The sequence below is a fragment of the Pseudomonas sp. CC11G genome (genome assembly GCF_056174845.1).
Genome location: NZ_JBWBZC010000004.1, coordinates 182,098 through 205,101, shown reverse-complemented (window position 1 = coordinate 205,101; position 23,004 = coordinate 182,098). Strand labels below are relative to the sequence as shown.

Here is a 23,004-nt window from a genome sequence, read left to right as displayed (position 1 = left end):
AAACGTTCTGTTGGGCTGCGATGGGATGCTTACACGTGCGTATCGTTGGGCTTCGCCTTTGGCTCAACCCAACCTACCGCTCACATAATCCAGAAAACACGTAATCCGCGAAGCCAACGCCGTGTTGCGGTAATACACCGCGTGAATCGGCTGCCGCACATCCACCGTGTGCGCCTCCAGCACCTGCACCAGTCGCCCGTCATCGCGGTCCTGGCGCGTCATAAAGTCCGCTAAGCACACCAATCCTGCCCCTTCCAACGCCAACTGGCGCAGCGTTTCGCCGCTGGACGCCTTGATGGTCGGCGTCACCTGCCAGTACTGGCCGCATTCATGGCGTAGCGGCCACTGGTTGAGCGTTTCCGGTTGGGTAAAGCCCAGCAGGCTGCGCCCGTTCAATTCCTCCACCGTCTGCGGCACGCCGAACTGGGCGATATAGGCCGGACTGGCCAATACCCGCAGGCGATTGCTGCCCAGCGGCCGCGCATGCAGCGTGGAGTCGCGCAGCGGGCCGATGCGGATAGCCACGTCGGTACGCTGCTCAATCAGGTCGATGATCTGGTCGCTGCTGTGCAGCTCCAGTTCGATATCCGGGTACAGCGCGCGAAAGCCCGCCACCAGCGGCACGATCACATGCAACATAAAGGGCGAGGCCGCGTTCACCCGCAGGCGCCCCGCCGGCCGCTGGCGCCGCAACGCCATCTGCTCTTCGGCATCTTCCACGCTGGCCACAATGCGCCGCGCCTGCAGCACAAAAGCGTGGCCCTCCTCCGTTAATTCCAGACGTCGTGTGGTGCGGTGCAGCAGCGTGACTTCCAGCTTTTCTTCCAGCCGGCTTAGCGCGCGGCTAACGCCAGACGCCGTCTGCCCCAGCTGCTCGGCAGCGGCCGTAATGGAGCCGCTGTCGACCACCGTGGTGAGGGCGAGCAATTCGTCGAGGGTGGTTTTCATTGTTGACCCACAAGCAATGGTTGCCGCGTAAAGCGCGGGTTTTGCGCATGAGTGTGGCTGGCGTTAAAGGTTTTGCGCCAGCTGGTCGTTATAAAAACGTGGCTCGGTCCGCCTACGCGGCGTCGATGCAACGCGAGAACTGGCTCAAGAACAACAAAACCTCCAGGTTTCCTTCCCACTTAACCCTAAGTCATACCGCTGGACTACCCTGAGAACGGGGCGGCCCACACTGGAGTGTTCATGAACGAATGGTTCGGCAATATCAGCGTTAATCGCAAACTCGGGCTGGGTTTCGGCCTGGTACTGGTCCTTACCCTGGTGCTCGCCGTCGCGGGTTGGACCAGCCTGGGCAGCCTCATCAACCGCAGCATGTGGTTAGGCGACATCGGCCAGCTCGACGCCTCGCTGACCAAGCTGCGCGTCGCGCGCTTGCAATACATGTTGGCCAACGGCGACGAGACCATTGCCCAGAATGTGCAAACCACGCTGGACGACTTTTCCAAGCAGCAACAAGGTGTGCTGAACACCTTCAAAAGCCCGGAAAACCTCAAGCTGCTGAACGAGCAGACGGCGCAGATCAGCGCCTATCAAACCTCGCTGAACGCCATGCGTGCCGGCTACCGAACCAATGACACCGCCCGCCAGGGGCTGATCAAGACGGCCGAAAACGCCCAGCAACTGCTCACCGAGCTCAAGACCACCGTCACCCAGTTGCCTGAAGACGATGCCAATCGCTTCAACAGTTTTGCGGTGCTCAGCCACGCCACCGAGCAACTGCTGTTGGCCCGTTTCGAAGTCCGGGGTTACACCACCAACCCGAATCCGCAGACCGAAAAAAGCGCGATTGCCCAATTGGACGCCGCCGTTGCCGAGTTGAAAAACCTCAGCAATACGCTCGACTCCAGCCAGGCCAGCAAACTCCAGGCGCTGGAAACCAACCTGACGGACTACCGCAAGGCGCTCGACAGCTACAAAGCCGCCACTGACAACATCGCCCAGGCCCGCAAGGAAATGACCGACCAGGGCGCGCTGATCGTCAAGCTCAACGAAGGTCTCTACAAAATTCAGACCGAGCGCCGCGACGAAGAAAGCGCCCAGGCCCGCCAGGTGCAGCTGACCGCTACCTTGCTGGCGCTGATTCTCGGTGTGCTGGCAGCGGTGGTTATCACCCGCCAGATCACCCGCCCCCTCGCGCAAACCCTGGCCGTGGTGCAACGCATTGCCGACGGCGACCTGACGCAGAACCTGGTCGTCACCCGCCGCGACGAACTCGGCGTGCTGCAACAAGGCATCCAGCGCATGGGCGCGACCTTGCGTGACTTGATTGGCGGCATCCGCGATGGCGTCACCCAGATTGCCGCCGCCGCCGAAGAACTGTCGGCCGTTACCGAGCAGACCAGCGCCGGCGTTAACAGCCAGAAAATCGAGACCGATCAGGTGGCGACCGCCATGCACGAAATGTCCGCCACCGTAGCCGAGGTCGCGCGCAACGCCGAAGACGCCTCCCGCGCCGCCAGCCTTGCCGACCAGGAAGCGCGTGCCGGCGATAAGGTCGTCGGCGAAGCCATCGCCCAGATCGAACGCCTGGCCGACGAAGTGGCGCGCTCCACCGACGCCATGGTTGTGCTGCAACAGGAAAGCGACAAGATCGGCAGCGTGATGGACGTGATTAAAGCCGTGGCCGACCAGACCAACCTGCTGGCCCTTAACGCCGCCATCGAAGCGGCCCGTGCGGGTGAAGCTGGCCGTGGCTTTGCCGTGGTGGCCGATGAAGTACGCAGCCTGGCCCAGCGCACCCAGCAATCCACCGAAGAAATCGCCGGTTTGGTAGCAGGCCTGCAAAGCGGCTCGCAGCAAGTGGCCACGGTGATGAGCAACAGCCGCAGCCTCACCGACAGCAGCGTCGTGCTCACCCGCAAGGCGGGTACGGCGCTGGAAAGCATCACCGCCACGGTGAGCAATATCCAGGCGATGAACCAACAGATTGCCGCCGCCGCCGAAGAGCAAAGCGCCGTGGCCGAAGAGATCAGCCGCAGCATTCTCAACGTGCGCGATGTGTCGGAACAGACCGCGGCGGCCAGCGATGAAACCGCAGCGTCCAGCGTTGAGCTGGCGCGGTTGGGTGGCAAGTTGCAGGAGCTGGTGAGTCACTTCCGCGTCTGACCAACACCGCCCCGTAGGAGCCAGCTTGCTGGCGAAGCTTTTGCGTTTGCAGGGTTCGCCAGCAAGCTGGCTCCTACAGGGAGATGTATGCAGCCATAAAAAAACCGCCATGCCCGAAAGGATATGGCGGTTTTTTATTGGGCGAAGCGGCGGTTATTTACGCGCGCCACGCACCCCTTCAGCCAGCTCGGCGCACAGGCCCAGCACGCCTTTGACGGCTTCCTGCGAGCTGCCGGCATTGGCGATATGGTCGATCAACGCCGAGCCTACCACCACACCATCGGCCAGGCGCGCGATGGTCGCGGCGTGTTCGGCGGTGCGGATACCAAAGCCGATGCTGATCGGCAGATCGGTGTGGCGACGCAGACGGGCAACGGCCTGTTCCACGTGTTCCAGCGTGGCCGAACCCGAACCGGTCACGCCCGCTACCGACACGTAGTACACAAAGCCCGAGCTGCCGTTCAGTACGGTCGGCAGGCGCTTGTCGTCGGTGGTCGGGGTGGTCAGGCGGATAAAGTCCAGGCCAGCGGCTTGCGCCGGGTCGGCCAGGTCAACGTTATGTTCCGGCGGCAGGTCGACCACGATCAGGCCGTCTACGCCCGCCTCTTTTGCATCGGCAATAAACGCCGGCACGCCGTACTTGTGAATCGGGTTGAAGTAACCCATCAACACCAGCGGCGTGTCGCTGTTGCCTGCGCGGAATTCACGAACCATCTGCAGGGTTTTTTTCAAATCCTGCTTGGCGGCCAGGGCGCGGATGTTGGCGAGTTGAATCGCCGGGCCATCGGCCATCGGGTCGGTGAAGGGCATGCCCAGCTCGATCACATCGGCGCCGGCAGCCGGAAGGCCTTTGAGAATTTCCAGCGAGGTGGCGTAGCCCGGGTCGCCGGCGGTGATAAAGGTCACCAGGGCGGCACGGTTCTGTTGTTTCAGTTCGGCGAAACGGCTTTGCAGGCGGCTCATATGTGTTCTTCCTGTTCGTCGAAGTGGTGCATGACGGTTTGCATATCCTTGTCGCCACGACCGGACAGGTTCACCACCATCAGGTGATCTTTAGGCAGCTTGGGTGCGCGTTTGAACACTTCAGCCAGGGCGTGGGCGCTTTCCAGCGCCGGAATGATGCCTTCCAGACGGCAGCATTTATGGAACGCCGCCAGGGCTTCGTTATCGGTGATCGAGGTGTATTCGACGCGGCCGATATCGTGCAACCAGGCGTGTTCCGGGCCGATGCCGGGGTAGTCCAGGCCTGCCGAAATCGAGTGGGCGTCGATGATCTGCCCGTCGTCGTCCTGCAGCAAGAAGGTGCGGTTGCCGTGCAGTACGCCCGGTACGCCGCCGTTCAGGCTGGCCGCGTGTTTGCCGGTTTCGATGCCGTGGCCGGCGGCTTCAACGCCGATGATCTGCACGTCTTTGTCGTCGAGGAACGGGTGGAACAGGCCCATGGCGTTGGAACCACCGCCGATGCACGCCACCAGGGAATCCGGCAGGCGGCCTTCCTGGTCTTGCAACTGGGTGCGGGTTTCCTTGCCGATCACGGCCTGGAAGTCGCGAACCATCGCCGGGTACGGGTGCGGGCCGGCCACGGTGCCGATCAGGTAGAAGGTGGAGTCGACATTGGTCACCCAGTCGCGCAGCGCTTCGTTCATCGCATCTTTGAGGGTGCCGGTGCCGGCAGTGACCGGAATCACCTCGGCGCCCAACAGCTTCATGCGGAACACGTTGGCCTGCTGGCGATCGATGTCGGTGGTGCCCATGTAGATCACGCAATCCAGGCCAAAACGCGCGGCCACGGTGGCAGTCGCCACGCCGTGCATGCCAGCGCCGGTCTCGGCGATGATGCGTTTTTTGCCCATGCGCCGCGCCAGCAGAATCTGGCCGATGCAGTTGTTAATTTTGTGCGCGCCGGTGTGGTTCAGCTCTTCGCGCTTGAGGTAAATCTTCGCGCCGCCGCAGAACTCAGTCAGGCGTTCAGCGAAATACAGCGGACTCGGACGGCCCACGTAATCGCGCTGGAAGTAGGCCAATTCCTTGAGGAAGGCTGGGTCTTCTTTGGCTTTTTCGTACTCGGCCGCCAGGTCGTGAATCAGCGGCATCAGGGTTTCGGCAACGTACTGGCCGCCGAACGAACCGAACAGGCCGGTGGCGTCGGGGCCGGTGCGGTAGGAAGTCTGGGTCATGGTGGGCTCCTGCTGGAAGCTGGATTTCGATGGCGTTCACTGTAGGCGCGACTTTCGCGGGAATAAAGCGATAAGATCGCCACCATCTGTTAGAAAAACTCACAGGTTAAGATGGCTAGAGACCTCCCTCCGCTGAACGCGCTCCGCGCCTTTGAAGCCGCCGCACGGCTGCAAAGTATCAGCAAAGCCGCGCAGGAACTGAGCGTGACCCATGGCGCGGTCAGCCGCCAGATTCGCGTGCTCGAAGAAGATTTGGGCCTAGCCCTGTTCAGCAAAGAAGGGCGCGGCCTAAAACTCACAGATGCCGGCGGGCGGTTAAGGGATGCCAGCGCGGAGGCTTTCGACCGATTGCGCAGCGCCTGCGCCGAGCTAAAGCAGCAAACCGCCGATGCGCCGTTCGTGTTGGCGTGCCCCGGCAGCTTGCTGGCGCGCTGGTTTATTCCGCGCCTGGATCGGCTTAACCGCGCGTTGCCGGAGCTTCGTTTGCAGCTGTCGGCCAGCGACGGCGAGCTGGACCCACGTCGCTCCGGTATCGATGCCACGCTGTGGTTCGCCGAGCCACCGTGGCCGGCGGATATGCAGGTGTTCGAACTTGCGGTGGAGCGCATCGGCCCGGTGCTGAGTCCGCGCTACGTCGGTTTCTCGACACTCGATCACGCCGCCCCACAACAGCTATTAAGCGAACCGCTGCTGCACACCACCTCACGCCCGCAGGCCTGGCCGCAATGGGCGCAAAGCCAAGGCTTGAACCGCGCGCAGCTGCAGCTGGGGCAGGGGTTTGAGCATTTGTATTACCTGCTGGAAGCAGCGGTGGCGGGCCTGGGCGTAGCGATTGCGCCGCAACAACTGGTGGCCGATGAACTGGCAGCGGGCAGGCTGGTGGCGCCGTGGGGATTCGTGGAAACCAGCGCGCGGTTGGCGCTGTGGGTGCCGGCGAGAACACCGTCGGCGCGGGCGGCGAAGTTGGCGCAGTGGTTGGCGGGGGAGTTGGGGCAGGGCTGACCCGACTCCGTCATTCCCGCGTAGGCGGCGGTCCGACGACTCGGAATCCAGACTTTTTTGGCGAACAGCGTAGAGACGACAATCGGCGTTCGACTTTAGAGCCTGGATCCCCGCCTGCGCGGGGATGACGAAGTATTCAAATCAAACGTTGATTTGGCACGCTTTGTAGCCTTCAAAGTCGTTCGGCCGAGCGGTCGCCACGTAGACAGCGTCTGCGCAAAACAGTAGCGTCGGCCTTCTGTCGCGGAGCAGGGTTAGCCCTGTTGCGAAGTCCCCTCTAGGCAAAGGACGCCATGCACCTATCTTCCCTGCGCTTTTTCTTCTCGGGCCTGTGGCTCAGCGTTCCCCTGGCGGCGGCCTTGGCGGCAGTGTTTTTTGTTAACTCCACTGGTGATGACCCACTGTCGACCTTCGCTCGCCCGCTGTTGTTGCAAGCCGGCGAATTGTTGGCCGACGCGGCCGCTGAAGCCGGCACCGGCGTTATCAACACCGCCCTGCTTGGCGTGGCCGCTGTTCACGTTGTTGGCATGCTGTTCGGTTGGGTGCGCCAGAGTCGCCGTCTAAAAGCAGCTGCCTTCAGTGCTGAACGCACCCGCGCCTGCCCCTCGTGTTCGGCGCGAATTCAGGTGCAGGCGACCATTTGCCGGCACTGTCACGTCAAGGTAAGACGGCCCTATGTGGATGAGCCGATTGCAGCGGAGCAGATTCAAAAGCTGTTGAGCATGCAGTCGCTGGGCATGACCAACCGCGAGCTGGCCGAACTCCTCAATAGCAACGGTGAGCTGCTATTGAGGGACCATTCGGTGTGGACGGCGCGCAAGATCGCCGAGCTGCTGGACCGTGCCAAGCAGGCGAGCGGAGCGGCATAGCCCGGTAGACGTTACGTCGCCGGATACGACCTTGGCGCAGTGGTTGGCGGGGGAGTTGGGGCAGGGCTGAAATCAATCGAGGCTGAAGCCTCTCCCTCAGGGTTAGGTGATCCTTGTGGGAGAGGCTTTAGCCTCGAGCTTTTGATTTACAGCATCGGCCTTGGTGGGGTGGCAACGCCGGACAAAGCAAAGCCGCCCGAAGGCGGCTTGGGGTGAGGTACAGCGGAGCTTGCAATCGCCCCTTCTGCGCCGCTGGTTCAACCCCGAGAGGGAACCAGACTCCTTCCAGCGTTCGCTGGTGACTGCCGTCGAATAGGTGGCAGCCGTACGTGGGTTAGCAGACCGGTCAACAAAGGAAATCCGGCGCACCCGAAGGTGCCCCACATACGGCCGCCATAAGACGGTTTGCTGCGAGGGCGGGACTATAAAAGTGCGCCCGTGTGGCCACAACCCGCTAGCCGAACGTTGCGATCTATCCCACGGTATAAACGTCGTAGGCGGGTGGTCAGCAAAGGCACAGGCTTCCCTAAAAACCCGCCCAAACTCCCGTCATCCCAGCGAAGGCTGGGATCCAGAATGGCTCGCCGAACGCAATCAGCATTCGGCTTCACAGTCTGGATCCCAGCCTGCGCTGGGATGACGGTGTGCGGATTAAGGTGCGGCGCCCGGATACGACCTTGGCGTATACACCCACTCCACTTCACTCCCCACCTTGGCAAACCGCCGCGTGGTGCTGGAGCCGATGATCACCATGGTGCGCATATCCACCTGTTCGGGGCGTAGTTCGCCGAGTGTGGTGACGGTCAGCGCTTCAGCGGGGCGGCCGATATCGCGGCCTAACACCACCACCGTTTCCGGGCTGCGTTGTTCGCGCACCACGTCGAGTGCGCGGCCCAGTTGCCAGGGCCGGGCGCGGGAGATGGGGTTGTAGAAGGCCAGGGCGAGGTCGGCGAGGGTGGCGTGTTTGAGGCGCAGCTCGATCACGTCCCAGGGTTTCAAATTGTCCGAAAGCGAGATCATGCAGAAGTCGTGGCCCAGCGGCGCGCCGGCTTTGGCGGCGGTGGCCAGTGAGGCGGAAATGCCGGGCAAAATCTGCAACTCAACGGCGTGCCAGTGCGGATCGGCGCTGGCTTCCAGAGCTTCCAGTACGGCGGCGGCCATGGCGAATACGCCGGGGTCGCCAGACGACACCACCACTACGCGCCGGCCGCTGGCGGCCAGTTCGAAGGCGTGCCGCGAGCGGGCCAGTTCTTCGCGGTTGTCGCTGTTGTGCAGCACCTGGTCGGGGCGGAACGGGCCGGCCATGGTCACGTAGGTTTCGTAGCCCAATACGTCTTCGGCTTCCTGCAGCGTGCGCTTTACCGCCGGGGCGGTGAACTCGGTCGCGCCGGGGCCGAGGCCCACGACGGTGACCCGGCCACGGGCTTGGCCGAGGCTGTGGATAACTACCGGTTGAGTCGCGACGGCGAGGTGCAGGCCTGCGCTTTCCAGAGGTTGATGATCAAAGGGGAGTGCGGCGTCGTCACTGAAACGCAGCGGCACGCTGAGGCTTTGAGCGGTGGCGTGCAGGGCGTTGTCGGTCATGCGTTCGCGCGGGCACAACAGACAGGCGAGGGCGTGCGCGCTGATGCCGGCAGCGGCCAGGCTGGCTTGAATTTTTTGCGCATCGGCCGGCGGGTTGAGCACCACCACGCTGCGCGGATGGATCAGCAATTCATCGGCGCTGCCGTTGGCATCCGTACTGATGCGGATGCGCAGCTGGGCATCGTCGGCCAGCGGCAGGCGCGCCTGTTCCAGCCACGGTGCGTCGCCGTCGATGCGCACGGTTTCGCCGCCGAGCAACGAGGAGACGAAACGTTTGCCCTGCTCGATATCTCCCAACACATAGCCGCTGGGTGGGTTGAGTACGCAGGTGTCGAAGCGCAGTTCGCCGCTGGTGGTAATGGCGGGCGCCACGTCCAGAGCGGCGGCGATTTCGCGGGCCAATACGTTTACGCCAGCCAGGCCGCCGAGCAGTGGCACTACCGCGCTGCCGTCTTCAGCGACGGCCAACACCGGCGGCTCCGCGCCTTTGGTGTGCAGCAGCGGGGCGAGGCAGCGGATAACGATGCCGGCGGCGCACAGGGCGATGAGGGGGCGGTTGCTTTGGTACAGCTCGCGCAGTTGGCTGCCGAAGTCGCTGTAGCTGATGTCGGCGGTGACGCGCTCGGCCAGGCCGTACACCTGGGCGCCGGGGTAGAGCGCCTGAATGCGCCGGGCGGTGGTGAGGGCGCCGGTGCCGAGGATGATGATGGCGGGGGACATTGAGGCTCCGGTGTTCGGCGGGGAGGTTAGCGTTGCAGCTGCCCCTCACCCTAACCCTCTCCCCGAAGGGGCGAGGGGACTGATTTGTGGTGGGCCTGGAAACGAGGTTCCAAACCTGTCACCGATTTAGCTCCCCTCTCCCGCAAGCGGGAGAGGGGCTGGGGGTGAGAGCCGCGGCAAACGCCGATCCTCACCTCACGCCTGCCACTTTTCCCCAGGCACGATAATCAACGAAAAATACGGCGACGCCATCGGGTCCACATCCGCCAGCGGCACAATCCGCTGGTTCTCCATGGTCGCCCGTTCCACATAGTGCGCCCGCCCGGCCAAGCCCAGCTCTTCCAGCACACCACGCACCTTGTCGAAGTTACGTCCCAGCTTCATCACCACAGCCGCATCGGTAGCCGCCAGGCGTTGCTTGAGTTCGTCAGCCGGCAACACGCCGCTGAGCACCGCCAAACTCTGGTTGCGGTACACCAGCGGAATACCCAGCACCGAAGCGCCGCCCAGCATCGAGCACACCCCCGGCACCACTTCGGCCGGGTAACGGCTGGCCAGGCGGTCGTGCAGGTACATATACGAGCCGTAGAAAAACGGGTCGCCTTCGCAGATCACGGCCACGTCACGGCCGGCTTCCAGGTGTTCGGCAATCTGCTCGGCGCAGGTGTCGTAGAAGTCGCTGATGATGTCTTCGTAGCTCAGCGGCGGCGCGAGCTTTTCGGTGGTCACCGGATAGACCATCGGCAGGCGTTGCTGCGCGTCGGTGAGGTGCCCGGCAATGATGCCGAAGGCGTTGCCGTGCTGGCCGGCGGCGACCTTGGCCTTGGCCACGAAGTAGCCGATTACCGGCGTGGCTTGCAGCAGGCGCAGGGCTTTGAGGGTGATCAGCTCCGGGTCACCGGGGCCGACGCCAATGCCGAGCAGGCGTCCTTTCGCGCTCATTACTCCACCTCCGTGGCCAGGGCGTTGACGGCGGCGGCGGCCATGGCGCTGCCGCCACGGCGACCGCGCACGATCACATACGGCACGCCACGGCTGTCGGCGGCGAGCAGGTCTTTGGATTCGGCAGCGCCGACAAAACCGACCGGAAAGCCAAGGATCAGCGCCGGTTTTGGTGCGCCGGCATCGATCATTTCCAGCAGGTAGAAGAGGGCGGTGGGCGCATTGCCGATTACCACCACGGCGCCTTCCAGGTGCTCGCGCCAATGCTCCAGGGCGACGGCGGAACGGGTGTTGCCCAGCTCGCGCGCGAGGTCCACCACGCCTTCGTTATTGAGGGTGCAGATCACCGGGTTATTGGCCGGCAACCGCGCACGGGTGATGCCTTCGGCGACCATGCGCGCATCGCACAGAATCGGCGCGCCCTTGGCCAGCGCCGTGCGCCCGGCTGTGCCCGCACCGGGAGAGAAGCGCAGGTCTTGCACCACGTCGACCATGCCGCAGGCGTGAATCACCCGTACGGCGAGTTTTTCCAGATCAGCAGGAATGCCAGTCAGGTCGGCTTCGGCGCGGATGATGGAAAACGAGTGGCGGTAGATTTCCTGGCCATCGCGGATGTACTCAAGCATCAAGGGGCTTCCATGGTTTGGGGCTGCGCGGTCAGGGTGTCGGCGGCGTCGGTAATAGTCAGGTTACGGGCCAGCAGGCGGCCGAAACCGACGGCGTTGCTGTCACGTTTATAGAGGTCGTAGCGCCCTTCGGCCACTGCCAGCAGGGTGTGCGGCGCCACATGGGCGGCGGCGCAGGAGCGGGTGCAGGCGCTGAGGTGCACTTGGTCGATAGGGCCTTTGCCTGCGAGCAATTGCGCCAGTAGCAGGGCGTCGGTTTTGCTCGCGGCCAGGCCCTTGCCGCAGTCGGTAGAACCGCTGCAGGCGACGATGCGGGCCAGTGGTAGGGCGCTGTCGGTAAGCAGGCCGAGGTCGTTCAGTTGTGCGATTACGGCGGGTGCTTGGGCGGCGGGCACGTCACGCAGCAGCAGGCTTTGCCACGGGGTGAAATACAGCGCGTCATGCGCCAGTTGAGCGACGGCGGCCAATTGTCCGGCGCTGATTCTGCCGAGCACCGGCGCGGCGCCGATCAGCACCCGGCCAGCTTGGCGCTGCGCACGAATACCCAAATGCGCCCAGGGTTCGGCAGCGGGGCGGCGACAAGCCATCACCTCGGCAGATCGCTGAAGCGCGAAGGGCAGACGGGCTTGCAAGGCAGCGAGAAAATCATCGACGGGCATCTGCTTGAGCAGATGACGCATCCGGGTGTGTTCGGGATTGGCGTACTGCAAAAACAGTTCGAGGCAGGCATTCACCAACGCGGGTACTTGCTCGGCATTTACTGCCGCCAGCGCTTCGCCAGGACAGCTCGCCAGGCCAAAGGCAAAGCGTTGTGTGTCGAGGGCACTTATCCACAGGTCGTGGTGATGTTCGAGCATCGCCAGGCCTTCGCCGCCATCGAGTTGCAGGGCGAATTTGGCCGAGAGCTGGTGTAGCGTTTCGTTGCTTTCCAGCAGGCTCAGCACCTGTTCGGCGAGGGGCCGCACATCCAGCAATTGTTGAGCATCCACACCGGCGGCGGGGCTGAGCATCAGGTTGCGCACATCATCGGCGCCGGAGTTATTCGGGCCTAGCTCGGCGGCCAACAGCGCATCGATCAACGCCTGCTCTTCACCGGCCCGCACACCGCGAATTTGCAGATTGGCGCGGTTGGTAATTTCCAGCACGCCGCTGGCATGCCGCGCAGCCGCCGCACTGATGGCCTGCGCTTGCGCCACGGTCACCCGGCCGCCCGGCAATTTCACCCGGCAGATGCCGCCGTCCCGCGCCTGCACAATGCGCAGCAAACCCGGGCACGCGGTATGGCGTGGCATGGGAGCGTTGGGCGTGGGTTGGGTGTTATTCAAAAAAGTCACCGGTTCGCCGTGGCTGGCTGTGGGTGCCGGCGAACGCGCTATTATGCCCGCTTTGCCCGACCCCAGGAAAAGCCTGCTGGTCGGCTGGTTGCAAGGAGTGCCCATGGCGGCGTGGCTCACAGTGGTGGGAATTGGCGAAGACGGTTACAGCGGCCTGGGCAAACCGGCGCGCCGTGCGTTACTCGACGCCCGCCTGATTGTCGGCAGCCCGCGTCAGCTGGCGCTGCTGCCCCATTGCCTGAGCGCCGAGCGTTTGCAGTGGCCCAGCCCTTTTAGCCTCGGCCCGGTATTGGCCGCCAGCGGCACGCCGGTGTGCGTGCTGGCCAGCGGCGACCCGATGCTGTTTGGCGTCGGCGCTAGCCTGGCGCGGCAAGTACCGGCTGAAGAGATGCAGGTGTTTCCGGCACCGTCGTCGTTCTCGCTTGCGGCGGCGCAATTGGGCTGGGCGTTGCAGGACGTCAGCTGTCTTTCTGTGGTGGCCCGGCCGCTGGCGGCGCTGCATAGCCATATCCACCCCGGCCAGCGTTTGCTGGTGCTGAGTAACGACGGCAGCAGTCCCGCTGCCATCGCCCAGCTGCTGAATGAGCGCGGTTTTGGCGGCAGTCGACTGCGTGTGCTGGAACATTTGGGCGGCCCGTTGCAGCGTTCCATCGATGGCCTCGCCAATACGTGGGCCTTACCGGAAGTGGCCGCACTTAATGTGCTGGCCATCGAGTGCGTCGCCGGTGCCGATGCGCGTTTATTGCCGCTGACGCCGGGCCTGCCCGACAGCGCCTTCGCCCACGACGGCCAACTGACTAAACGCGATGTACGCGCCATTACCCTCGCGCGCCTGGCGCCGTTGCCCGGTGAATTGCTCTGGGATGTGGGCGCTGGCTGCGGCTCTATCGGCATCGAGTGGATGCGTGCGCACCCGACTTGCCGGGCAATTGCCGTCGAAGCCAACGGCGAGCGCCAAGGCCTGATCGCACAAAACCGCGATGCCCTCGGTGTGCCCGGTCTGCAATTGGTGGCCGGCAGCGCCCCCGAAGCGCTGCATGGTTTGCCGCAAGCCGATGCCATTTTTATCGGCGGCGGCGTCACCATTCCTGGAGTGCTGGAGCACTGCTGGGCCAACCTGCGCCCCGGCGGCCGGCTGGTGGCCAATGCCGTCACGCTGCAAAGCGAAGCGCAGTTGGTGAGCTGGCGTGAACAACACGGCGGCGAACTCACGCGCATCAGCGTCGCCCAGGCGCTACCGTTAGGCGAGTTCGACACCTGGCGCACGGCGCTGCCCATCACCTTGTTGCACGCGGTAAAACCCTGACCCATGCGCGACGAAACCCCCGAACAACCCGCGCCGCTACGCAGCGGCTACACCACCGGCAGTTGCGTCACCGCAACCAGCCTGGCGGCGGCGCGGCTGTTGCTTGGCGGTACGGTGAGCGATGCGGTGGATATCGTGTTGCCCAAGGGCCGCGAAGTGGTAATGCGATTGGAGTTTTGCCGACTGTTCGAAGACGGCGCCGAAGCCGGAACCCTGAAAGATGCCGGCGACGATCCAGACGTCACCCACGGCGCGCTGGTGTTCGCCCGCGTGCGCTTACGTGCTGAACCCGGCGTCGCGTTTTTCGCCGGACCGGGCGTGGGCACCGTCACCAAACCCGGGCTGACCTTGCCGGTCGGCGAACCCGCGATCAACCCGGTGCCCCGGCAGATGATCACCAGCCACCTGTTCAGCCTGGCCATCGAGCACGGCTATGCCGGCGGCTTTGAAGTGACCGCTTGCGTAGAGAACGGCGAAGCGCTGGCGCTGAAAACCATGAACCCGCGCCTGGGCATTTTGGGCGGCCTGTCGATCCTCGGCACCAGCGGCATCGTCCGGCCGTTTTCCTGCGCGGCGTATATCGCGTCTATTCACCAGGGCATCGACGTCGCCAAGGCCAATGGCTTTACCCATCTGGCGGCGTGCACCGGCAACGCCAGCGAAGATTGCATGCGCCGCCACTACCAACTGGACGACACCGCGCTGGTGGAAATGGGCGATTTTGTCGGCGCCGTGCTCAAGCATTTGCGCGTGGCTCCGGTGGCGAAAATGAGCATCTGTGGCGGCTTCGGCAAGATCAGCAAACTGGCCGCCGGCCATATGGATTTGCACAGCCGCCACTCCAACATCGATCTTCCGCAGCTGGCCGAATGGGCCGCCGCGATTGGCGCCAGCGCTGACCTGCAAGCGGCGATTGTCGCCAGCAATACCAGCCAGCAAGCGTTGGCCTCGGCCAGTGCCGAGGGTATCGAACTGGGTAATGCGGTGTGTGCCCACGCACTGGCATTTGCCAAAAGCATCGTGCCCGCCGAGGTCGAGGTGGAGGTGTTTGCCATCGACCGTCAGGGCGGCATCGTCGGGTATGCGGGGGCAGGGCAGTGAGGCCGAAGGTGCTTGTGCTGGGCGGCGTGGCCGAAGCATTGGCGCTCGCTCGGCAACTCGCAGCAGACGATATCTATAGCCTCGCCGGCCTTGGCCGGGTGCCTGAAGATTTGCCCTGCCAGGTGCGCGTCGGTGGTTTTGGTGGTGCCGAAGGGCTGGCGCAGTTTGTGGCCGACAGCGGCATCGGTTTGCTGGTCGACGCGACCCATCCTTACGCCGCACAGATCAGCGCCAATGCAGTACGCGCTGCCACCCTGGCCGGCATTCCCTGCTGGGCTTTGCGCCGCCCAGGCTGGCAAGCGCAGGCCGGTGATGACTGGCGAGAAGTGGCCGACTGGAACGAACTTATCCACAGCCTGAAACCTTTCCAGCGCCCGCTGTTTACCCTCGGCCGCGAGCCGCTGGAACACCTCGACGAAATCCCCGAATACCAACATTGGACCGTGCGCAGTCTGCAAAGCCAGGCACCCACGCCGCGCGCCGAAATCATCGGTGCCCGTGGGCCGTTTACGTTGGAGAGCGAGCGCGAGCTGTTTGCCCGGTTGCGCTGCGATGTGCTGATCAGCAAGAACAGCGGCAGCCAGGCGACCGAACCTAAGCTGCAAGTAGCGCGGGAGTTGGGGGTGCCGGTGCTGGTGCTGCGAAGGCCAGAGCTCCCGCCGGTAGATAGAGAGTTCACCGAAGCCAACGCGCTGTCGATAGCGCTTTCGTAGGATGGGTAGAGCGAAGCGAAACCCATCGATTCGCGCAACGATGGGTTTCGCCTGCGGCCCCACCCCTCCTACGAGTCCATCGCGCCTCAGCCTTCGCTGTAAAACACCTCATCCTTGTACGGGTACCACCACTCGTGAATCTGCGGCTGGTGGTCGATGATGACCATCTTCGAGCGGCGGAAGGCATCCAACCCCTGGCGGCCCAACTCGCGGCCCATGCCTGACATTTTCCAGCCGCCGAAGGGCAGGGCGTCGTTGTCGATCAGCGGGTTGTTGACCCACACCATGCCGGCTTCCAGGCGGTCGGCTGCTTCCATGGCTTCTGCCAGATCAGTGGAAAACAGCGAGGCGCCGAGGCCGAAGTGCGAGTCGTTAGCCAAGCGCACAGCTTCGTCAAAGTCCGCCACTTTGCAGATGGCCGCCACCGGGCCAAAGCATTCTTCGTGAAGGATATCCATGGCCTGGGTAACGCCGGTAAGAATGGTTGGCTCGTAGTACCAGCCCACCGGCTGGCTCGGCGGAATACGCCCGCCGCAGACTACGGTCGCGCCTTTGGCCACGGCGTCGGCGACCAGACGCATCACCTTGTCACGTGCCGCTTCACTCACCAGCGGACCGATTTCGCTGTGCTCAAGCCCGTGGCCGATACGCAGCTTTTGCGTCATCGCGGCAAAGCGTTCCACGAACGCATCGTGAATCTCATCCACCACAAAAAAGCGTTCGGCCGAGGTGCAGATCTGCCCGGTGAGGTGGAACGCAGCGGTCACCGAACCGGCCACGGCCACGTCCAGCGGTGCATGTTTGGAGACAATCAATGCGTCGCTGCCACCGGCTTCGATCACACAGGGTTTCATCCGCTCGGCGCAGGCCATGGCTACCGCTTTGCCGGCCGCCACGCTGCCGGTAAACGCCACCGCGTGGGTGCCTTCGGACTGGATCAGCAGCTGCGCGGTTTTTGCATCACCCGGCACGCAACTCACCAAGCCGGCCGGCAGCAAACGGAAGTGCTCCATAAATTTCAGGGTGCACAGCGTGGTGGCTTCTGCCGGTTTGATGATGCAGGCGTTGCCGGCCGCCAGGGACGCCGCGACGGTCCAGCACATCAGCAAAATCGGGAAGTTGAACGGCATGATGTGCACGCTCACGCCCATGGCGTCGTAGCGCACGTGCTGGAACGAACCCAGCTGCGTGGTGCCGGCGACCTTGCCGGCATCATCGCGGGCCATCTCGGCGTAGTAGCGGAAAATCGGTGCGCAGTTGGCCAGCTCGCCCATGGCTTCGGGGAAGGGTTTGCCCATTTCCAGGGTCATCAAGCGGCCGGCTTCGCGGTTGATCGGGTTGATGCCGTCAAGGGCATTGGCCAGTTGATGAAGAATGGCCGCGCGGCTTTTTGCGTCGACGCGGCGCCATTCTTTTTGCGCGGCGTTGGCGGCGGCCACGGCGGTGTTCACGTCGGCCTCATCCCCCAGCACGATGCTGCCCACTTCCTCCAAGGTCGCGGGGTTGATGATGGCGCGCAGGCGGTCGCTCTGCGGGGTGATGAAGTCGGGGTTGATAAAGTGCTTCATAACGGCTCCAGGCGTGGGCTGCGGGGGTTTATCCACAGCCCGGAAACGGGGTCAGTGGGCAGGCAACGGTTGCGCCCAGCCGGGCAGATGACGGTCGAGAAACTCGCGCAGCGGTTGCAGTGCTGGCGTATGCAGCGCGCGGTCGAGCAGGCCGATTACCCGTGGCAGGTGAGCCAGGTAATGTTGCTTGCCGTCACGCTGGGCCAGGCGCACAAAAATCCCGGCAACCTTGGCGTGGCGCAGCGCCGCCAGCACCGGGTAATCGGCGCTGAATTGCTCGGCGTTTATCTCGGGCCGTTGCGCCAGGTAGCGGGTGAGCAAGTGGTCGCGCAGTGCTTCCGGTACGTCGCGGCGGGCGTCTTCCAGTAGCGACATCAGGTCGTAGGCGCAGGAGCCGATCAGGGCGTCCTGAAAGTCCAGTAATCCACAGGCCTGCACGCCGCTCTGACCGTCCAGGCGCATCAAGTTATCCACATGGAAATCGCGCAACACCAGCGTTTCGCGGCGGCTGGCGACAGGAGCGGCAAGTTGTCCACAGAGGTGCAAGAACGGTTCGCGCAAGGCCTGCGCCGCTGCTTTGTCCACCAGCAACGGCGCGTACCAATCGATAAACAGCACGGCCTCGGCCAGCAGGGCCGCGAGGTCGTACGCCGGCACATCCACGGCCAGCGCACGCGGCGCTTTATGCAGGTGCACCAGGGCATCCACCGCCAACTCGTACAGCGGTTGTTCGGCGTAGCCCATGGCGAGCAAACGGGTGTAGGTGGCCTGGCCGAAATCTTCGATCAGCGCGAGGCCCCCCGCTCGGTCGCTGGCCAGCACATGGGGCGCCGACAAGCCCAGCTCGCGCAGGTGCAGGGCCAGGGTTAAAAATGGTGCGATAGGCTCATACAACGGTGGCGAGTCCATCAACAGCAAACCCGCCTGCGGCAGACGGAAATAGCAGCGCCGCGAGGCATCCATGGGCAGGGCTTCGAGGCGGCAATCGGCGTACCCGGCACCGGCCAGAAAGGCGCGGCGTTGCTCGGGGCGGGCGTACTGTTCGGCCATGTTGGTCACCGGATCATGTAAACCTTTTTGATGGTTTCGTGGACGGTGCAGGTGCCTTTCCAGTCTTTGGGGAAGAACGCTGCGGTGTCCGGTTTGATCTCGATGACTTCGCCGTTTTCATGCACATAGGTGCTGGTGCCTTCGAGGAAATGGCAGAACTCGTCGCTGGTGACATGGCAGAACCATTTGCCCGGCGTGCACACCCAGATGCCGCATTCGGACTGGCCTTCAGGGCCTTTGTGCAGCACTACGCCGGAGACTTTGGACTCGCCTTCGAGCATGGTGGGGATGGTGCCCCAGTCTTTGAGGTCGGTGATTTCGAGCGGGTTGTAGAGGTGTGGGGTGGTCATTGCATTCGGTCCTGTCGGTAAGGTTTTTCTGTGGGAGAGGCTTCAGCCTCGATAGATCTTGAATGGATCAAAAGCATCGCGGCTGAAGCCGCTCCTACAGGAGATCGGTATGGGTTTAAGCCAGCATGTACAAATTGCGGATGGTTTCCTGCACATGGCATTCGCCGGTCCAGCCCGCTGGAAACAGCACCAGTGTGTTGGCGTGCACTTCAATCACCTCGCCGTTGTCCTCGACGTACGTGGCGCGACCGCTGACGAAATGGCACAGCTCGTCACGGGGAATCGACAGGCGCCAGCGGCCCGGGGTGCACACCCACAAGCCGGTTTCCGGGCTGTTGTTCGGGCCTTTGAAAAGCAGGCGGCCGCTGGAGTGGGAGACGCCTTCGACGGCGTCGCTTTGCACGCCCCAGTCCACCAGGTCGGTGCGGGAGCTGACGTCGTATAGCGCCGGTGCAGTGCTTGTTTGTTCACTCATCGTTAAGCAGTCCATCGAGAATCTTGGCCGCGTCTTGCGGGCCTTTACGGGATTGCATGTAGGCGCTGGTTTCTTTCAGGCGCGCCTGCATGGCGGCGTCGGTGAGGCAGGCGTCGAGCTTGGCGGCCAGGTCTGCCTCATTCCATTCGTAGCGATCAAGTTTGAAGCCGTGGCCGCTTTCTTCGGCGCGCATGGCGTTGTCGTGGCCGTCCCAGACGTACGACATGACAATCGCCGGCTTACCGAAGAACAGGCACTCGGTAAAACTGTTGTTGCCGCCGTGGTGGATCACCGCGTCGACCTTTTCGATCACCGACGGCTGCGGGTACCAGTTGGATACCAGCACGTTGTCCGGCAGGTCGGTGTATTTCTCCAGGTGCTCGCCCACGTTGAACAGCGCGCGGTACGGCAGGTTGCCGATGGCGCTGATCAGGCGCTTGAGCAGGTCCACGTCGCCGGAACCGAGGCTGCCGAAACTTACGTACAGCAGCGGCTTGTCGTTGTTGGCTTTGAACTCGGGAATGTCATACGCCTTGTCCGCGCGCACGCAGCCTTGCAGGTAGTGGAACTGCTCGGGCGGCAGGGCGTGGCGGCGTTCGAACTTCACCGGGTCCGGGTATAGCAGCAGGTTCATAAAGGGCGAGGCTTCGAAGAAGGTGCCCAGCGGGTACGGCTGCTCGCCGTGGGCGACGAGGAATTCGTTGAAGTCGGCGTGAATCGGACCGACCTCTTCATCGAAGCGCCGGCGGAATTCCGCGTGGCCGGCTTTGTCGTGCACGCTCATGCCCGACAGGTGCGGCGGGATGTCTTCGTCTTCAATCTCGTTTTCCGAGCAGGAAATAATCCGTACCCACGGCTTGCCGTATTGCTTGATGGCTGGGAACAGAATCACGTTGTCGACGCAGATCAGGTCGGGCTGCACCTTGGCCAATACGCCGGGCAAATCCTTCTCGGCCCACTTGGCGGTTTCGACGATGGCCGCCCAGCATTCCTTCACGTAGTTGGGGATTTGTTCCAGCGGGCTTTTGCGGAAGTTGGGGATATGGCCGTTGATGAAATCGACCCAGTACTTGGCCATTTCTTCCGGTGGCATGGGCGCCGACATATTCACCATATGCTCTTCGAAACCGTAGCCCGAATACACGCCGCTCATGCCGGGGTCGGTGAGAAAGACCGCCTTGTGGCCGAGGGCTTCACAGGCTTGGGCGATGCCCACCGAGTTCAAGGCCGGGCCGTAAGCGGCCTCGGGAAAGAATGCGATGATTTTTTGCTTCATTGCGTTACTCCTTCAACAGTAAGTGGGCTTTAGCGGGTCAGTACGCGGGCATACCGCGACTGCCAGCCGAGGCGAATGCTGGCGCCCTGTTCGAACTGGGCGTATTCAAATTGGGACGACGGCACGCGCACGATCAGCGGCTTGTCGCTGAGGGCGGTTTGCACGTGCAGGTTGGTGTCCAGGCCGTGGTAGGCGACCTCGACGATCTGGCCTTCCACCTGGTTGCTGCAGGCCTGCTCCTCGGCCAGCGGCGTGGTGGTGCTGAGCACCTGCAAACGCTCGGGGCGAATCACCAGGGCCACCGCTTCACCACGCGGTTCGCCGATGGCCGATTCCACCTTCAGCGCGCGGCTGCGCACCGTCACGCTGTTGTCGCTGTCGCGCACACCTTCGAGGATGTTGCTTACGCCGATAAAGTTGGCGACAAAGCGGCTGTTGGGGTTTTCGTAAAGCTCGGACGGCGAGCCGCATTGGCAGACCTTGCCGCCGTCGAGGACGGCCATGCGGTCGGACATCACCAGGGCTTCTTCCTGGTCGTGGGTGACGATGATGAAGGTGATGCCGCTCTCGTGTTGCAGGCGCTTGAGCTCCAGCTGCATTTTCTCGCGCAGCTTTTTATCCAGCGCGCCGAGCGGTTCATCGAGCAGCAATACACGTGGGCGTTTCACCAGCGCGCGGGCCAGGGCCACACGCTGGCGTTGGCCGCCGGAGAGTTGGTCGGGCTTGCGCTCGGCCAGCTCACCCAGTTGTGCGGTGGCCAGAACCTCGTCCACCCGCTGGCGAATTTCAGCCGCCGGCAGCTTTTCCATTTCCAGGCCGTAGGCGATGTTTTTGCGCACGGTCATGTTCGGGAACAGGGCGTAGCTCTGGAACATCAGGTTCAGCGGGCGCTTGTTGGCCGGCAGCGGCGAGATGTCGGTGCCGTCCAGGTAAATGCAGCCGCCGCTGGGCGTTTCAAAGCCGGCGAGCATGCGCAGCAGGGTAGTTTTGCCGCAGCCGGACGGGCCGAGCAGGGCAAAGAACTCGTTTTCGCGGATGCTCAGGGAGACGTTGTCGACGGCCACCAGGTTGTCGCCGTAACTCTTGCTGACCTTGTCCAGAACCAGCACGTTTTTTACTTCACTCATGATTGGTCGGGGCCTTGTTCAAACGCTGCGATGCCAGCAGCGCCGTGATGCTGACCAGCATCACCAGCGTCGCCAGGGCATTGATTTCCGGGGTGACGCCGAAGCGGATCATGGCGTAGATCTGCATCGGCAACGTGGTCGAGGCCTGGCCTGAACCCGAGTTGAAAAAGGCGATGATGAATTCGTCCACCGAGAGGGTGAACGCCAGCAAACCGCCGGCCAAAACGCCTGGAAAAATCGCCGGCAATAGCACCCGGCGCAGGGTGGTGAACCAGCTGGCGCCGAGGTCTATCGAGGCTTCGAGAATCGAATAGTCGAAGTGCTTGAGGCGCGTGCGCACCACCGCGCAGACAAAGGCGATGTTGAACACCGCATGGCTGATCACGATGGAGTGCAGGCCCAGGCCCATCTTCACCAGGTTGAAGAAGCTGAGCAGGGCGATGGCCAGCACGATGTCGGGGATGATCATCGGCGCCATCAGCAGGGTGTCGGCGACGTGGCCTTTGCCGTCTCCTTTGCGGCGTAGCTCCACGCCCAATGCCAACAGGGTGCCGAGCACGCAGGCGATAAAGGTCGAGCTCAACGCCACGATCAGGGTGTTGAGCGCAGCCGACAACACCGCCTTGTTATTGGCCAGGGCGCCGTACCACTTGAACGAGAAACCGCTCCACGAAGTGGGCAAACCAGACTTGTTGAAGGACAACAAAATCAGCACCAGGATCGGCACATAGAGGAAGGCATACACCAACCACAGGTGCGCACCGAGCGCCGCGGAACTGCGCAGGCTTGGCCGGCTCATGCTTTGCCCTCCGCTGCACGGCGGGCCAGCAGTGCCTGCACGAACAGCAGCAGCAACATGATGGCGATCAGGATAAAGCTCAGCGCTGAACCAAACGGCCAGTCGCGAGCGGTGAGGAACTGCGAGTAGATGAGGTTGCCGACCATCTGCACCTGCTTGCCGCCGAGCAAATCGGCGGTGATGAAGTTGCCGATGCTGAGCACGAAAACGAACACGGAGCCGGCGGCGATGCCGGGCACGCTGAGCGGCAGAATCACCCGGCGAAAGGTCATCCAGCCGGAGGCGCCCAGGTCACGCGAGGCTTCCCACAGCTCGCCGTTGATGCGCGAGAGCGAGGAGTAAATCGCCAGGATCACGAAGGGGATGTAGTTGTAGACCAGGCCCAGCACCACCGAGCTTTCGGTGTAGAGCAGGCTGATGGGCTCGCCGCTGTAGCCGAGGGTGGCGGCCAGTTTGTTCAGCAGGCCTTCGCGGTTGAGCAGCACGATCCAGGCGTAGGTGCGGATCAGGTAATTGCTCCAGAACGGCAGCATCACCAGAAACAGATAAACCGGTTGGCGATGGCGCGGCGCTCGGGCAATGGCATAGGCAGCCGGGTAACCGATCAGCACGGCAAACAGGGTGGCCAGCGCGGCGATTTTTGCCGACTTGAGCAGAATGCCCAGGTACAGCGGGTCGAAGGCGCGCTGGTAGTTTTCCAGGGTAAAGGTCCACTCGATGCCGCCATAGGCACCGCGCTCAACGAAGCTGTAGACCAACACCAGCAGGCAAGGCAGCACCAGAAACAGTGCCAGCCAGCCAAGCCCGGGCGTAAGAAGCCAGGCCGACAGTTTCCTGTCAGCGTGCAATGAACTCATTGGAACGACTCTTTCAG

Annotated in this window: 21 protein-coding genes and 1 pseudogene; 7 read left to right on the top strand and 15 right to left on the bottom strand. The window is 63.1% G+C overall.

Annotation, left to right across the window (positions count from 1 at the left end):
• Positions 1-63: 63 nt before the first annotated feature.
• Complete coding sequence (locus AC0V2S_RS07245) at positions 64-948, bottom strand: LysR substrate-binding domain-containing protein (protein WP_475509158.1); 885 nt, start codon at positions 946-948, stop codon at positions 64-66.
• A 240-nt stretch (positions 949-1,188) separates the two neighbouring features.
• Between AC0V2S_RS07245 and AC0V2S_RS07240 the strand changes: the two are divergent.
• Together AC0V2S_RS07240 and AC0V2S_RS07235 are read left to right on the top strand one after the other, a co-directional pair.
• Positions 1,189-2,208 (top strand): annotated as a pseudogene (locus AC0V2S_RS07240) (methyl-accepting chemotaxis protein); the annotation flags it as partial.
• Positions 2,209-2,247: 39 nt separating this feature from the next.
• A complete protein-coding gene (locus tag AC0V2S_RS07235; protein WP_475509333.1) occupies positions 2,248-3,111 on the top strand; it encodes a methyl-accepting chemotaxis protein in 864 nt (287 codons plus the stop codon).
• A 153-nt stretch (positions 3,112-3,264) separates the two neighbouring features.
• Here AC0V2S_RS07235 and trpA read toward each other — a convergent pair whose 3' ends face one another.
• Both trpA and trpB read right to left on the bottom strand, forming a co-directional pair.
• A complete protein-coding gene (gene trpA, locus AC0V2S_RS07230) occupies positions 3,265-4,074 on the bottom strand; it encodes a tryptophan synthase subunit alpha (protein WP_475509157.1) in 810 nt (269 codons plus the stop codon).
• On the bottom strand, positions 4,071-5,288 hold the full coding sequence (gene trpB / locus AC0V2S_RS07225) for a tryptophan synthase subunit beta (RefSeq protein WP_457436918.1): 1,218 nt from the start codon (positions 5,286-5,288) through the stop codon (positions 4,071-4,073). The genes trpA and trpB overlap by 4 nt, the downstream gene beginning before the upstream one ends.
• A 111-nt stretch (positions 5,289-5,399) precedes the next feature.
• On the opposite strand from trpB, the gene AC0V2S_RS07220 reads away from it, so the two are divergent.
• Complete coding sequence (locus AC0V2S_RS07220; protein ID WP_475509156.1) at positions 5,400-6,290, top strand: LysR family transcriptional regulator; 891 nt, start codon at positions 5,400-5,402, stop codon at positions 6,288-6,290.
• Positions 6,291-6,583: 293 nt separating this feature from the next.
• Positions 6,584-7,159 (top strand): hypothetical protein, encoded by a 576-nt coding sequence (locus AC0V2S_RS07215; protein ID WP_475509155.1) that lies wholly within the window; start codon positions 6,584-6,586, stop codon positions 7,157-7,159.
• A gap of 651 nt (positions 7,160-7,810) precedes the next feature.
• Here the strand turns inward: AC0V2S_RS07215 and cobJ are convergent.
• From cobJ to cobG, 4 genes are all read right to left on the bottom strand, one after another.
• A complete protein-coding gene (gene cobJ / locus AC0V2S_RS07210; protein ID WP_475509154.1) occupies positions 7,811-9,463 on the bottom strand; it encodes a precorrin-3B C(17)-methyltransferase in 1,653 nt (550 codons plus the stop codon).
• Positions 9,464-9,658: 195 nt separating this feature from the next.
• Positions 9,659-10,405, bottom strand: a complete 747-nt coding sequence (locus tag AC0V2S_RS07205) for a precorrin-2 C(20)-methyltransferase (protein WP_475509153.1) — start codon at positions 10,403-10,405, stop codon at positions 9,659-9,661.
• Positions 10,405-11,031, bottom strand: coding sequence for a precorrin-8X methylmutase (locus AC0V2S_RS07200; RefSeq protein ID WP_475509152.1), 627 nt, complete (start codon positions 11,029-11,031; stop codon positions 10,405-10,407). Before AC0V2S_RS07200 ends, AC0V2S_RS07205 begins: the two co-directional genes overlap by 1 nt.
• Positions 11,031-12,356, bottom strand: coding sequence for a precorrin-3B synthase (cobG, locus tag AC0V2S_RS07195; protein ID WP_475509151.1), 1,326 nt, complete (start codon positions 12,354-12,356; stop codon positions 11,031-11,033). The genes AC0V2S_RS07200 and cobG overlap by 1 nt, the downstream gene beginning before the upstream one ends.
• A 112-nt stretch (positions 12,357-12,468) precedes the next feature.
• On the opposite strand from cobG, the gene cbiE reads away from it, so the two are divergent.
• From cbiE to AC0V2S_RS07180, 3 genes are read left to right on the top strand one after another with little or no spacing between them, the layout of a single operon-like run.
• Positions 12,469-13,671: a precorrin-6y C5,15-methyltransferase (decarboxylating) subunit CbiE gene (gene cbiE / locus AC0V2S_RS07190; RefSeq protein WP_475509150.1), complete on the top strand. Its 1,203-nt coding sequence runs from the start codon at positions 12,469-12,471 to the stop codon at positions 13,669-13,671.
• A 3-nt stretch (positions 13,672-13,674) separates the two neighbouring features.
• Entirely contained in the window at positions 13,675-14,772 is a 1,098-nt protein-coding gene (locus AC0V2S_RS07185; RefSeq protein WP_475509149.1) for a cobalt-precorrin-5B (C(1))-methyltransferase, read from the top strand.
• Between the two features lie 8 nt (positions 14,773-14,780).
• On the top strand, positions 14,781-15,485 hold the full coding sequence (locus AC0V2S_RS07180; protein ID WP_475509148.1) for a cobalt-precorrin-6A reductase: 705 nt from the start codon (positions 14,781-14,783) through the stop codon (positions 15,483-15,485).
• Between the two features lie 86 nt (positions 15,486-15,571).
• On the opposite strand, the gene AC0V2S_RS07175 is transcribed toward AC0V2S_RS07180, so the two are convergent.
• From AC0V2S_RS07175 to AC0V2S_RS07140, 8 genes are all read right to left on the bottom strand, one after another.
• Complete coding sequence (locus AC0V2S_RS07175; RefSeq protein WP_475509147.1) at positions 15,572-17,053, bottom strand: aldehyde dehydrogenase family protein; 1,482 nt, start codon at positions 17,051-17,053, stop codon at positions 15,572-15,574.
• A 51-nt stretch (positions 17,054-17,104) separates the two neighbouring features.
• Positions 17,105-18,103: an aminoglycoside phosphotransferase family protein gene (locus AC0V2S_RS07170; RefSeq protein ID WP_475509146.1), complete on the bottom strand. Its 999-nt coding sequence runs from the start codon at positions 18,101-18,103 to the stop codon at positions 17,105-17,107.
• Positions 18,104-18,108: 5 nt separating this feature from the next.
• The gene (locus AC0V2S_RS07165; protein ID WP_475509145.1) at positions 18,109-18,453 is read right to left on the bottom strand and encodes a cupin domain-containing protein; all 345 of its coding nucleotides are present in this window, start codon (positions 18,451-18,453) and stop codon (positions 18,109-18,111) included.
• 115 nt (positions 18,454-18,568) lie between these two features.
• Positions 18,569-18,928 (bottom strand): cupin domain-containing protein, encoded by a 360-nt coding sequence (locus AC0V2S_RS07160; protein ID WP_475509144.1) that lies wholly within the window; start codon positions 18,926-18,928, stop codon positions 18,569-18,571.
• A complete protein-coding gene (locus AC0V2S_RS07155) occupies positions 18,921-20,204 on the bottom strand; it encodes a nucleotide disphospho-sugar-binding domain-containing protein (protein WP_475509143.1) in 1,284 nt (427 codons plus the stop codon). The genes AC0V2S_RS07160 and AC0V2S_RS07155 overlap by 8 nt, the downstream gene beginning before the upstream one ends.
• Before the next feature lie 29 nt (positions 20,205-20,233).
• Positions 20,234-21,331: an ABC transporter ATP-binding protein gene (locus tag AC0V2S_RS07150; protein ID WP_475509142.1), complete on the bottom strand. Its 1,098-nt coding sequence runs from the start codon at positions 21,329-21,331 to the stop codon at positions 20,234-20,236.
• Positions 21,324-22,130, bottom strand: coding sequence for an ABC transporter permease (locus AC0V2S_RS07145; RefSeq protein ID WP_475509141.1), 807 nt, complete (start codon positions 22,128-22,130; stop codon positions 21,324-21,326). Before AC0V2S_RS07145 ends, AC0V2S_RS07150 begins: the two co-directional genes overlap by 8 nt.
• Positions 22,127-22,987: an ABC transporter permease gene (locus tag AC0V2S_RS07140; RefSeq protein ID WP_475509140.1), complete on the bottom strand. Its 861-nt coding sequence runs from the start codon at positions 22,985-22,987 to the stop codon at positions 22,127-22,129. The genes AC0V2S_RS07145 and AC0V2S_RS07140 overlap by 4 nt, the downstream gene beginning before the upstream one ends.
• Between the last annotated feature and the right edge of the window lie 17 nt (positions 22,988-23,004).